This window comes from Tianxiuia mixotrophica (assembly GCF_050596425.1).
Classification (GTDB): Bacteria; Bacillota; Clostridia; order Peptostreptococcales; family Acidaminobacteraceae.
Genome location: NZ_CP192292.1, coordinates 4,778,347 through 4,790,531, shown reverse-complemented (window position 1 = coordinate 4,790,531; position 12,185 = coordinate 4,778,347). Strand labels below are relative to the sequence as shown.

The 12,185-nt window shown below is 38.3% G+C and carries 13 protein-coding genes; 9 read left to right on the top strand and 4 right to left on the bottom strand.

Annotation, left to right across the window (positions count from 1 at the left end; translation table 11 throughout):
* Positions 1-9 precede the first annotated feature (9 nt).
* The 3 genes from ACQ4KW_RS21080 to ACQ4KW_RS21070 all read left to right on the top strand — a co-directional run bounded on the left by ACQ4KW_RS21080 (position 10) and on the right by ACQ4KW_RS21070 (position 4,324).
* Positions 10-1,530 carry a hypothetical protein gene (locus tag ACQ4KW_RS21080; protein WP_430884408.1) on the top strand — a complete coding sequence of 507 codons (1,521 nt, stop codon included), beginning with the start codon at positions 10-12 and terminating at the stop codon, positions 1,528-1,530.
* Positions 1,523-1,903 (top strand): zinc ribbon domain-containing protein, encoded by a 381-nt coding sequence (locus tag ACQ4KW_RS21075; protein WP_430884407.1) that lies wholly within the window; start codon positions 1,523-1,525, stop codon positions 1,901-1,903. The genes ACQ4KW_RS21080 and ACQ4KW_RS21075 overlap by 8 nt, the downstream gene beginning before the upstream one ends.
* Positions 1,904-2,221: 318 nt before the next feature.
* Positions 2,222-4,324: a diguanylate cyclase gene (locus ACQ4KW_RS21070; protein ID WP_430884406.1), complete on the top strand. Its 2,103-nt coding sequence runs from the start codon at positions 2,222-2,224 to the stop codon at positions 4,322-4,324.
* Positions 4,325-4,436: 112 nt separating this feature from the next.
* Here the strand turns inward: ACQ4KW_RS21070 and ACQ4KW_RS21065 are convergent, their stop codons facing one another.
* On the bottom strand, positions 4,437-5,321 hold the full coding sequence (locus tag ACQ4KW_RS21065; protein WP_430884405.1) for a LysR family transcriptional regulator: 885 nt from the start codon (positions 5,319-5,321) through the stop codon (positions 4,437-4,439).
* 138 nt (positions 5,322-5,459) lie between these two features.
* On the opposite strand from ACQ4KW_RS21065, the gene ACQ4KW_RS21060 reads away from it, so the two are divergent.
* The 3 genes from ACQ4KW_RS21060 (at position 5,460) to ACQ4KW_RS21050 (ending at position 7,988) form a co-directional block, all read left to right on the top strand.
* Positions 5,460-6,347: a DMT family transporter gene (locus tag ACQ4KW_RS21060; protein WP_430884404.1), complete on the top strand. Its 888-nt coding sequence runs from the start codon at positions 5,460-5,462 to the stop codon at positions 6,345-6,347.
* Positions 6,348-6,421: 74 nt separating this feature from the next.
* Complete coding sequence (locus tag ACQ4KW_RS21055) at positions 6,422-6,940, top strand: flavin reductase family protein (RefSeq protein WP_430884403.1); 519 nt, start codon at positions 6,422-6,424, stop codon at positions 6,938-6,940.
* 124 nt (positions 6,941-7,064) lie between these two features.
* Complete coding sequence (locus ACQ4KW_RS21050; RefSeq protein ID WP_430886614.1) at positions 7,065-7,988, top strand: PhzF family isomerase; 924 nt, start codon at positions 7,065-7,067, stop codon at positions 7,986-7,988.
* Positions 7,989-8,106: 118 nt separating this feature from the next.
* Here the strand turns inward: ACQ4KW_RS21050 and ACQ4KW_RS21045 are convergent, their stop codons facing one another.
* The gene (locus tag ACQ4KW_RS21045; protein WP_430884402.1) at positions 8,107-8,475 is read right to left on the bottom strand and encodes a hypothetical protein; all 369 of its coding nucleotides are present in this window, start codon (positions 8,473-8,475) and stop codon (positions 8,107-8,109) included.
* Positions 8,476-8,648: 173 nt separating this feature from the next.
* Here ACQ4KW_RS21045 and ACQ4KW_RS21040 point away from each other — a divergent pair, with 173 nt between their 5' ends.
* Positions 8,649-9,506: a phosphatase PAP2 family protein gene (locus tag ACQ4KW_RS21040; protein ID WP_430884401.1), complete on the top strand. Its 858-nt coding sequence runs from the start codon at positions 8,649-8,651 to the stop codon at positions 9,504-9,506.
* A gap of 346 nt (positions 9,507-9,852) precedes the next feature.
* Here the strand turns inward: ACQ4KW_RS21040 and nfsB are convergent, their stop codons facing one another.
* On the bottom strand, positions 9,853-10,506 hold the full coding sequence (nfsB, locus tag ACQ4KW_RS21035) for an oxygen-insensitive NAD(P)H nitroreductase (protein WP_430884400.1): 654 nt from the start codon (positions 10,504-10,506) through the stop codon (positions 9,853-9,855).
* A 185-nt stretch (positions 10,507-10,691) separates the two neighbouring features.
* On the opposite strand from nfsB, the gene ACQ4KW_RS21030 reads away from it, so the two are divergent.
* Both ACQ4KW_RS21030 and ACQ4KW_RS21025 read left to right on the top strand, forming a co-directional pair.
* Positions 10,692-11,057, top strand: coding sequence for a winged helix-turn-helix transcriptional regulator (locus ACQ4KW_RS21030; protein WP_430884399.1), 366 nt, complete (start codon positions 10,692-10,694; stop codon positions 11,055-11,057).
* A gap of 102 nt (positions 11,058-11,159) precedes the next feature.
* The gene (locus tag ACQ4KW_RS21025) at positions 11,160-11,699 is read left to right on the top strand and encodes a GNAT family N-acetyltransferase (protein ID WP_430884398.1); all 540 of its coding nucleotides are present in this window, start codon (positions 11,160-11,162) and stop codon (positions 11,697-11,699) included.
* A gap of 3 nt (positions 11,700-11,702) precedes the next feature.
* Here ACQ4KW_RS21025 and ACQ4KW_RS21020 read toward each other — a convergent pair whose 3' ends face one another.
* Positions 11,703-11,972 (bottom strand): hypothetical protein, encoded by a 270-nt coding sequence (locus tag ACQ4KW_RS21020; RefSeq protein WP_430884397.1) that lies wholly within the window; start codon positions 11,970-11,972, stop codon positions 11,703-11,705.
* Positions 11,973-12,185: the final 213 nt, after the last annotated feature.

Below are 12,185 nucleotides of genomic sequence, written 5' to 3'. Positions count from 1 at the left end.
AGATTTAATATGATAAAGAGATTAGCAAGCCTAATAATAGTAGGGATATTTTTGAGTGTTGGAATGGCCTTCTGCGAGAGTGCTGAAGTTTTTTATACCCTTGATAAAGAGTATACAAATTGTGTGTTTCAAGTTGATTGGGAAAATACAGAGGTCCCTGCAAGTGTGAAAATTACCTCTCCACAAGGGGACAGTTTCGGCAGTCAGATAACACCGGATCGTGTTACGAAAAGACCAGGTAAAATAATGATCAATGTGGGGAAAGCATCAGTGGGTCAGTGGAAGGTTGAGATTGAAGGCAGTAAACTTGGAAATGTGGATATTTCAGGAGGTCAAGTGCCAACCAATCTAGCCATTGAAAATATTGATGTTATCGAAAAGGACAAGTTTTACTGGATGAGGTGGACCATTCTTGGTGACAGAGGCGATTTAGAATATAAGGTCTTCTTGGATACAGACAATCAGGGGTTTGATGGAATAGAAGTTGATAGTTTCACTTCAAAGGATACCATCAAAAAGGAAACTGTTAGAGAGAGAAATGTTGAAATTAAAGGTATAAGCACTGGAAAGTATTATGTGTATATGAAAGTAAAAGATAGGTCAGGGATTTTCACATATGCGTACTCAGAGCCTCCAATTTATCATGTCAATTCAGAGCCAAGAAAAGAACGTTTAGAGAATGTATTTGCATCACTCCTGAATGATGATGTTTATATAAAATGGGACACCGATGGATCAAATGAGTTTAAAGTTATGCTGTTTGATCCCGAAACAAATGATCTCATATCAGAAGAAACAACATCTGATTTTAGCCATGTGATGGCAGTGCCAGATGGATACGAGAAAGTTCTAGCAGGGGTGGCACCGATTGATAATGAGGGTGTTGGAAACTATGAAAAGCATGAAGTGATAATGACAAATAGACCTGAAGCAGAGGTTAAATATCCAGATAAAGAGGCTGTTAACACAGACTCAATACTGGTCAATATTGATTTTGAAGAAGCCTATAGTATATTCATAACAGTAAACAATAGAGTTGTCCTAGATAATGCCACTGAAGCAGGGGAATATATTTTAAAACTGGATGATGGAGACAATAATGTTGTTGTACTGATTACAGACGAGAATGGAGGCATGGCAACATTTCCAAAGAACATCTATGTAGATACCACGGCCCCTCAGTTATCTATTACCCAGGATATTGATCAGCTTGAGGTTGAGGACGATATGATTTACATAGAGGGATATACCGAAGCAGGTTCAACACTATTTTGTAATGATAAAGAAGTTGAAAAAGTAAACAACCACTTTAGTATAGAATATGAGCTAGAAAGTGGAGAAAACATCATCCAAATAAGAGCGGTTGATATTGCTGGAAATGAGTCAAGGTATACAGCAAGTGTGTTTAAGAAGTCTAGCTATAAGAAACTTATAAAACTAGGGGTGCTTATTTTAGTGGGCGTATTCATTTTGGTGTTTTATGGTGTTTTGATAGTGAAATCGATTAGAAAAGGAAAAGACAATGCGTAAATCATCTATGCTTATTATAGGGATTACAGTTCTTCTAGGGGTATATTCTGCGATTTGTACATACAATGTGTTTGGACAAAACTTATTATATGTCAATAGTCGATGGGGCTATATATTTGCAATTACATATAGGTGGAGTTATATACTATTTATCACAATGTTCTTAGTATCTATTGTGGTTTTGCGCAAGGAAAGAACCAATAGGAAAAGTGAAGCAAATGACCACGGGACCACTTCGAAGATCCCTAAAAACACATTAGAAAACAAGTGTCCGAAGTGTGGTGAAACAGTGGTTTCTGGATACAGATTTTGCTCTAAGTGCGGTTATGAAATGGAGAAAGAAGAAGAATTTAAAAATCAAATTGACTCATAGAATTAGGTGCTATAGTAAAAAAACCGGATGAAGCCGTCATCCGGTTTTTATATGTGTTCCAAGCGCAAGTATAATCAAAAGGATTAAGGACCTATCACCACTCAAAACCAAGCAGGCTCACCTTAGAGAGCTTAGATCCATGAAAGACATAAACCATAAATAATTACCTTTAAGTAGATACTATACATAATTCGGGTATGAAAGTATATAATGAGCTAGGCGTAATGATGAAAGCTTATTATGATTGACTTGACTTTAATTGGGGATTTAAGACTGGTCAAGTAATGCATGGGATTGAATGGGACAAGGGGAGATTCTATGAAAAAATGGTTGAGTTTACACGAGGAAAAATATGAGAGCACAAACCCATTAAAGACAATTCTCCTGATCATTTTTGTTGTTGGGGCGATGACAGTCTGTCTGGCTGGCGGTGTGGGTTATATTCAGAATACGAATGCAGCAGATGATTCACAATATAGCTTGACAGACTATGAACTTTTTATGGCAGAAAAGAGCGACATGTCTGTAAATGATGTTTTTGATTCGCCTCATAAGACACGAAGCTATTTTGAGATGCATGAACACTTTCCAAGTAATCAAGACTACTGGATAAAAATAAATGTTCAAGAGTTCATGGATGGTATGAAGGGCAAGACACCGATTATTTATTTTAGCCATCCTAATTTTATGACGCTGGAAGCCTATTATAAGGGCATCAACGGAGAGGTTCGGGCCATTCATGTGGAAAGAAAACTGACCTTGTATCCGCATTTTTATCTTCCAAGAGATATGGATCATGAGGAAGCCCTCTTGGTCAAAGCCAAGCATATCATTCCCTCTTATAGAATGATCGGTATGGACGACTATGAATTTTTCAAGAAAATAAGCACACTCACCTTCTTTTTGGTGTTTTCATTCGGGATTGTATTTGCAGTGGTTGTTCTTAATATTGTTCTCGGTCTATATCTAAAAGACAGATATTTTATTTTGCATGCGATTTATTTGATGTCGGTGCTTATATATGAATTTCAGTCAAGAGGTGTGAACATCGTTTTGTTTCAGTCAATTGGGTTTGACTATTACTACTGGGCCTTTATTGGCTTTGTGATGATTGTCTTATTTACATATTATTATCTGAATATAAACGAGCAGTTGCATTATTTTAGATTTGCTTATAAGGGGCTCATTGCAATCAGTTTATTCATGATAGTGGCATCAGTCTTGGGATATGGGGAACACCTCTATGGCATAGGCATGCTTATGGGTATTGGAGTCCCTCTGGTTATAATGTTCACCTTGGTCTATTACATGGTAAAAAAAATATATGTTTCCTATTATTTTGTCATTGGTGGCATGGTCCTCGGTACGGCTGAAATACTTTATACCCTGCAACAGGTGGGTCTTATTGCAACAAATAAAATCACCCAGTATGGCTTTACGTATGCCCTAACGGTGGAGGCGATATTTTTCACATTGGGTATTTTAGACAGGCTCAAAGAGCTTAGGGAAAACAATCAAATTTACTATGAAATTTCAATAACTGATAAACTAACAAAGATCCACAACAGACATTATCTTGATATTAATATTGAACGGATCATGGAGTTTTGCAGGAGATATGAGTTTCCCCTAACCATGCTCATGTTTGATATAGACCATTTTAAGAATGTAAATGACCAGCATGGACATGATGTTGGGGATATTGTTCTGAAAAATTTGGCGCAGACTATAAACAAGGCCACACGCCAAAATGATATTTTGATAAGGTGGGGTGGTGAAGAGTTTCTAGTTCTCATGCCTAAGACAGATATTCCCCATGCGGTGAAGTACGGAGAAAAAATTCGTTGTCTTGTAGAAGAGTCAGACCTTTATAAAGCTTTACCCATAACCATTAGTGTGGGGGTGGCAAAGTGGTCTGCCGGTGAACCACTTGAAAGAACATTCAAAAGGGCAGATCAGGCTCTTTACTTAGCAAAAAAACAAGGACGAAATAGGGTTGTGGCAGTGTATGAGCATGACGAATTGTCGTCTATGAGCGTGGACTGGTCAGATATGTTTGAATGTGGACACCCGGTGATTGATAAGGAGCACAAGAAACTTCTTGATCTTGTGAAGCAACTCCCTCAAGCTCAGAGTGATGGAACTTTTTTAGAGAACCTTGATATATTGGTCAAGGAAATATCAGCGCATTTTAGGTCAGAAGAAGAGATACTAAGTGGTTTGAGCTATAAAGACTATGTCTTTCATAAGGACATACACTCAGAGATCGAGGCGTCAGCCTTGAGGTTAATTGATCGCTATAAGAAGGGGGCGGTCACAGAAGAAGAGCTGATTTTAAAAATGATCCAGTCCTATATTATGGGGCATCTAATAACGGAAGACATAAAGTTCTTTGCCCTCTTTGAAGAAAATCAAGGATAATAAAACTAAGACGAAAAAATTAATATCAAAGAACAGATGCTTTATAAAACCGGATGATCCCTCATCCGGTTTTATAATAATTGGTATATAAATTCAAAAACAAAGCAGCACCTTAATTGTCCCAAGTCTTTGCCGACTCTAGGGTTAATTCAAGAAAGGCCTTTAAAGCGGGTGAGAGCCATTTCTTTTTGTGATGGGCAATTTGGGAGAGCATTGTGCCATGCGCCTTTATAGATGGAAGGACGATGAGTCGTCCATCCCTTTCTTCTTCTGCTACCACAATATGAGGGAGGAAAGACATGCCTATGCCATTTATAACACACTTTTTTATGGTTTCCACACTCCACGTTTCCATGACATTATTGGATGGCACACCACTGGATTTAAGGTCGTGCTCGAAAATATACCTATAGCTACAGCCTTTCTCTGTTAAGAATATGGACAGTTCATCCGGTATGGAATCCAGAGAAATATTGGTGTAGTTTGATGGGAAAATGTAACACATGGGTTCATTTATAAGTGTTGTAACCGTTAAATCAGGGTCTTTGACTTCGTGGTCAAGAATGAAAGCCAGATCAAGTTCGCCCTTATGGAGGGCATCAACAAGTCGCGAAGACGGTGTGTTTTCAAGAACAATGGTCACATTGGGGTACTTAGCCTTGTATGTTTTAAAAACCATATCAAGGCGGTAAAGCATGAGGGTTTCAGGCACACCAATTCGAATAATGCCCTTGGGGGTCTCGTCCTCTTGGCCAATGCTCTCAATTTTAGTATAGGCATCTAGAAGCTCGTTGACATATTCAAGAAGCTGGATACCCTTTTGTGTGAGTTCAATGGTTTTTCCAATCCGGTCAAAGAGAAGGACGCCCATATCCGATTCCAGAGCCTTAATGTGTGACGTGACACTGGACTGGGAATAGCCAAGAATCTCAGATGCCCTTGTGAAATTACCGAGTTCAGCCACTTTTTTAAATGTAATGAAATGACGAATATCCATGGTAAACCTCCTTTGTGTTATTTATAGTATACCATCAATCAGAAATTCTAATAGTTCGGTTTAGATATTTCAATTTTACAGATGGATCTCATGCGTATATATTGATTACAAGAAGATTGCGCAAAGGAGGAAAAGACTATGAATGGAAAAGTGAAAATAATTATAGCCATGTTAATCTACGGCAGTATTGGTGTATTTGTAAGAAACATTGACCTTTCAGCCATACAAATAGCATTTTTAAGAGCGACGACTGGGAGTGCCTTTCTAGCTATTGTTAGTATGATTCTCAACCGGTCTTCCAAACTGAGAGTAGAAAAAAATAGTTTGAAAATATATTTATTGTCCGGTGCATTACTAGGTTTGAATTGGTATTTTCTGTTTAAGGCATTTGAATATACATCAATATCCAGTGCAATCCTTGTATATTATCTCACCCCAACAATTGTGATTTTGCTATCGCCTTTTGTCTTAAACGAAAGCTTAAACCTTCATAAACTACTTTGTATGGGGGCTGGTATTATTGGTTTGTCTATGATTGTGGTCAGCGATATGAATGCCAGTCTGCAAGGACAAGACAACTTAAAAGGGATTGGATTTGCCCTATTGGCGGCAGTTTTTTACGCTAGTGTCATACTCATTAATAAGAAATACCCAGGGGCTGATGGACTGGGAACAACAGTGGTTCAATTAATCGCTTCTGGCTTGGTACTGATTCCTGTCCTGGTAGCGAGTGGTGGTTTTGAAAGTATAGCCCTTAAAGGAACATCACTGTGGTTGATATTAATACTTGGTCTTGTTCACACCGGCATTGCGTATTTGCTGTATTTTTCATCCATGAAGGTACTAGACGGTCAAACGGTTGCCATATACTGCTATATAGATCCTATTTCAGCTATGGTTTTTGCCTGGATCTTCCTTGGGGAACCCGTAAGCTACCCCCAAGCTATAGGTGGCGTATTTATTCTTGGGGCCACATATTATATCGATTATGAAAAAAATAGTGATTTGAAGTTTGAAGAGGTCTAAAGAAGTGAAGATCAAGTGATGATTTCGGGTACTTGTAATATGATGAGGAACGACTGGATCAGAAGGGAGACGCAATGAACACAAAATTTAAAGAACTTGATTTCGACGAGGTTCAAAACCAAGTTATTGAGCAATTGAAAAAAGGTATTTTTCTAACCACTCAGGTGGGTCAAATTCCCAATACAATGACAATTGCATGGGCCAATAGTGGTCAGATGTGGGGGAAGAACAGTTTTGTTGTGGCTGTTAGACATTCAAGATACACCTTTGAACTAATGGAAGACTCTGAATATTTCACTGTGAGCATTCCTAGGGCGGGAAGCCTGAAAAAAGAGCTGGGATTTTGTGGAACTATATCTGGGCGAGATAGAGACAAGTTCAAAGAAGTTGGACTTACACCATCCTATTTAGAGGACATTCCAGTCCCCCTAATAGAAGAATGTGCCCTTCACATAGTTTGTAAGATTGCATATAAACAAGCCATGGAACCTTCCCTAATCCAGGCAGATTACGTAAAGCAAAAGTATAAAACAAACGACTACCATACGATGTATCACGGTGAGGTTATTGGTGTTTATGAAAGTATCACTTAAATATTTTAAACTGCGCATGGTCATAGAATTAAGACTTGAACAGAGCAATTATTATAGGGCTCTATGAACTTATAAGGAAGCTAAAATTTCAAAATAAAGTGTGAGGAAAAAGGGGGTGAAATAAATAAGAATGCGTTATGTAGTTTACCAAGTGGACGCTTTTACAAAAGAAAAGTTCACAGGAAATCCGGCAGGTGTGGTTGTTCATGCCAATGGACTCACGAAAAAAGAAATGCAAAAAATAGCTCGAGAACTCAACAACTCAGAAACTGCCTTTTTATTTGAAAACACAGATCAAGAGTATGATGTTGAAACAAGATATTTTACACCTACAAATGAGGTTCCCATATGTGGTCATGCAACGATTGCCTCGCAATATGTGAGAGCTTTGACTTCTACTCAGGAAGGGGACAGTGATGGGTCCCATACTGTCGTTAATAAGACTGGAGCAGGCATACTTCCTGTAGAAATCATTGGAAAAGGCCCAGATTCGAAGGTGATTATGACACAAGGTGCGGTCGCCTTTGGTCCAAGGCTTGAAAGTGATATAAGAGCAAAGCTGATTGATGCTCTGGGAATCACGGAGCATGACTTGATTGAAAATACCCATATTCAGGTTGTATCGACCGGACATTCAAAAGTCATGATTGGTCTTAAGTCTGTGGATGTTTTAAACAATTTACAGCCCGATATGAACAAACTCAAAGAGATTAGCTGGGCTATAGCCTGTAATGGGTTTTACACATTTGTGATAACAGATGAAGAAAGTCCTTATTTGGTAGAAGGACGCATGTTTGCACCAGCCATAGGTATAGAAGAAGACCCTGTCACAGGCAATGCAAATGGACCGCTGGGGGCCTATTTGGTAGAGTATGACCTTGTTAAGCATGATGGTGAGGTGCTTAAGTTCCAGGCTCTTCAAGGCAAGACGATTAAACGCCCAGGAGTGATTGATGTATATGTAAAAATAGAGAACAAATCTCCAGTCCAAGTGAAGGTTTCAGGGCATGCTGTGATCGTCTTTAAAACGGAAATTGAGATGGATTGATAAGACAATGATTAAAACAGCAATACCAGATAAATTATAATTTAAACAGAGGAAATGGAAAAGACTGATGAAGATTTGATGCGGACCTTCATCAGTCTTTTCCTTATTATTACTATTATTATAGAAATAAACCCAGTATAAACAAGTAAACACCCATACTTAAATTAATCAGTTCAAAAGACATGAGGGCTTTTGACATTTTTGTTGGTGACTTGGGGAATATTCCAGCCAGGTCTATGGCATAAACCACAATGAAACCAAGGGCCACCCCACGTGTTAGAAAACCTGCATAAGTTAAGTTGGCCAGGACAGCGTAAGTCGCGTAAAAGGCACTTAGTCCCAAGCAGACTAAAAAAACATTAAAGCCCCAAAACACTATACCGCCCAGATTGGAAAAATCCCGATTTTCGACGGGGCCACCTGGAACTAGAATAATCAGCAATGTGACGTTAAGAAAAATCATTAAACTCATGAAAATTGAATTCATAACAGCCTCCTTTTCTTGTTTAGAGTCTAGCAAAAACAATAAAAAAGGGATTGTAAAAAATCAGCACATTTTGTGAGCTTCCGTATCCTGATTGTGGTTATTCTTGTCCTAGGATTTAAAATGTTATACCCTTAAATATAAATCAATCAATAATATAGAGGAGAAAGATACAAGTGGAGACGATTCAACTAGAAATAATAAAGAAAGTTCAGAGCATCCATTCTCCCTTTATGGATCATGTTTTTGAAGGGATTACCATGCTTGGAGAAGAGGCCATAGCCATACTATTAGCGTCTTTTATCCTATGGTGCTTAAATAAGAAACAAGGTTTTAGATTGGCCTTTGTCCTATTGTCAGGCCTGCTCATCAACACATCCCTAAAAGAAGTCTTTGATGTTAAAAGACCCATTGGAATGGAGGGTGTCCGGTCTCTGAGAACCCACACGGCCACAGGAAAATCATTCCCAAGTGGACACACTCAAATGGTAACTATGCTCTTCGCATGGTTGAGTTTCCAGATCAAACGCCCATGGTTTACTGTTTTCAGTGGTCTTTCAATTCTAGGAGTGGCCTTGTCCAGGGTTTATTTGGGGGTTCATTGGCCGACCGATGTTATAGCATCAGTTTTTATAGGGGTTATATGGGTGGTTCTTTCCATGAAATTTATGCCCGTCATAGAAAACCATGTGGTAAAAAGCTGTATTTTAATCACGATGCTTTCTTGGTTTGGTGCCGTCCTGTTTTACAGTCATGACTATATGAAAGTGCTTGGTATGATGACTGGACTTATGGTCAGTATGGTGGTTCAAGATCATTACATTGATTTTGAGCCCATGGGAACAAAGATTCAAAAAACCTGTATGTTTCTTGTGGGAATTCTAGGTGTTATTGTTATTCTATTAACCCTAAAGACCTTGCTTCCCAAATCAATTGCAAGCGACACCCTACGCTATGGCATAATGGTGTTTTGGCTTGGTGCCATGCTACCTGCAGCATATATGCGGGTTATTCATAAAAGGGCGGACAAATAAGATCAGTGGGTCTATGGGCGTCTTTAATCTATAAGGGAATGACAGCGTATAGACAAAATTAGACAAATTTAGATAGAAGAAAAAGAAGAAAAACAGCTGTTCAAGGACCTTGAACAGCTGTTTTTTAAATCGGGCGCTTGCAAAATTACAGATCTAAGTCCTCGCCATAACATATATAGAATTTTTGATGCTTAAATATCTATATGTGGTAGGACATATGGTACGACAAAGGTTCTTGAATGATAGTATGAATGATATTATGCAAGTCGCTCAAATATGATTATAAATCACCATACTATCTATTGTCCCATGGACTCACATTTGTTCTCCTTGTCCCCAAAATGGCTTAAATATAAGTGATGATTTCCTCGCGAGGCAAACGTGATTTTGGAAGTTCGGCATTGTAGTCATCAGGAGCCTTGTATCCAACCGCCACGGCAAAGGTAGATGTGAATCCTTTTTCGCTTAGTCCCAGCTCTTCGTCAAGCAGGTTCATGTCAAGGCCTTCCATAGGTAGTGCATCAAGACCCATTGTAGATAAACCGAGAAGCAGGTTGCCAAGATTTAGATAAACCTGCTTTTCAGCCCAGTGCTGGGCGTCTTTAATATCATTTTTATGAATGTTCACAAATGTGCTTCTGGCTTTATGGGTATCGCTTTCGACTTGCGCGTTGGCAAAACGACCATCGGCCTTTTCCTTCTCGAGAATCCGAAGAAGGTGGTCTTCGGTAATGTCAGCCTTCGTTGCGAATACAATAACAGCAGAAGCATTAAGTATTTTGGGCTCATTGAATGAAAAGAATCCTTGGGAAGCTTTGGCTACCCTCTGTTTGCCTTCGTCAGTTGTTGCCATTACAAAGTGCCATGGTTGGACATTTGTTGAAGACGGCGCCAGTTGAAGCAACTTTTCAATGGTTTCAATATCGTCCTGGGAAAGTTTTTTAGTGGGATCAAAAGATTTTGTTGAGTAACGTGTGTTTAAAGCTTTCATTAAATCCATAAGAATTCTCCTTTTACTTGATGTTTATCTATCTTGTATAATTTTTCTAAATTGAAAATAAATCTAATAAGATTGATCTTGTAAGATCAACTTCTTATTATGATCATATCAGGTTATTAGAAAAACGCAAGAGGGGTATTTAAGTATAGTAACGAACAAAAAGTATAGTATAAGGAGATTTTACAATGAATGATCATGAGTTTAGCTTTAATGATAGGACCTATAGATGTTATTTTGAGCTTACCCTGGATTTAATCGGTGGAAAGTGGAAACCCATCATAATATATCATCTAGGCAGACAAGACAAGATGCGGTATTCAGATATTAGACGGGAAATACCTAAAATCACTGAAAGAATGCTCACAAAACAACTTAGGGAACTTGAATCCGATGGCATTGTAAATAGAAAGGTCTATCCTGTCATTCCCCCGAAGGTAGAATATAGCTTGACCAAAGAAGGGGAACGTCTTATGCCGGTTTTAAAAGAACTGAGGCATTGGGGTCAAATGTACCACTCCAATAAAAAGGATCAAAACAAGAGCTCAGAGTGATATTGTTTCCAATTAGTAACTTCAAGCTCATGGAGCATGCCTATTTAAGTGTTATTATAATACTTGAGTGGATTACAAGAGCTTACACTGGAGGCAAATAAAATGAAAGAGTTTCGTTTAAGACACGCAGATTTAAAAGACATCGACAAGATTATGAGAATAGAAAAAGCCAGTTTTGACCCGGAGAGCCGTGAGGATAAATCTGTTTTTATTGAGAGGCTAGACACTTACTCTGACGGATTTTTTGTCATGGAAAGTGAGGGTGAAATTATTGGATTTATATGCACTGAGCTGTGGGTGTATAAAGATGAGGTTGTTGAAGGTGATTTTGAACTAGGGCATAGTATTCTTGACATGCATAGCGATCAGGGCACAGAATTATACATTTCGGCTATTGGCATATCTCCAAAACACAGGGGAAAGGGTGCTGGAAAAATGCTCTTCCAAGAAGGGACAGGACGTATTTTGAAAGATAACCCCAATATCAAGTCCCAGATACTCATTGTGTCAGAGGCCTGGAAGAATGCTAGGAAGATTTATAAGAAAACAGGATTTCGTGAAGTGCTGCGAATCACAGATTTTTTTGAAAACAAGGCTGGAGAAAAAGAAAATGGTATCGTCATGAGAAAAAGAGAAGAATAGGATTTACTTCTTCTCGATAATCTCAATTTCTAAGTAGTCAAAATCAATGGTTTCAATAAAATGGTGGTCAATAAATCTTGTTTTACCGATGAGACCAATATCCTTATAGTTGTCATTGAACCACATAGGTTTTTGAATATCAAAATGATTGCATAGGGATTCAAGCCCTTGGTCAATTTTATCATCAAGACTAAGTCCTTTGGCATCTAGTTCGAAGACTTGATCGCTTTTGATATTGTTGCCCTTCATTATTTTACCCCAGAGTCGAAACATAAATATCTCCTTCTTTATGTTGTGTGCTTAAAAATTATAGATATGGGTTAGAACTAGACCGCTCAAGGTGGCTTAATACATAAACCTGAATCTAAGTATATATACAATCAAATATCAAGTAAAGCACCATATTGATAATAAGACTTTGATTCATATTTAAGGCCTTTTTAATACTTCTAGGATAAAATATATGTAAAGAATAAGATACTGCGA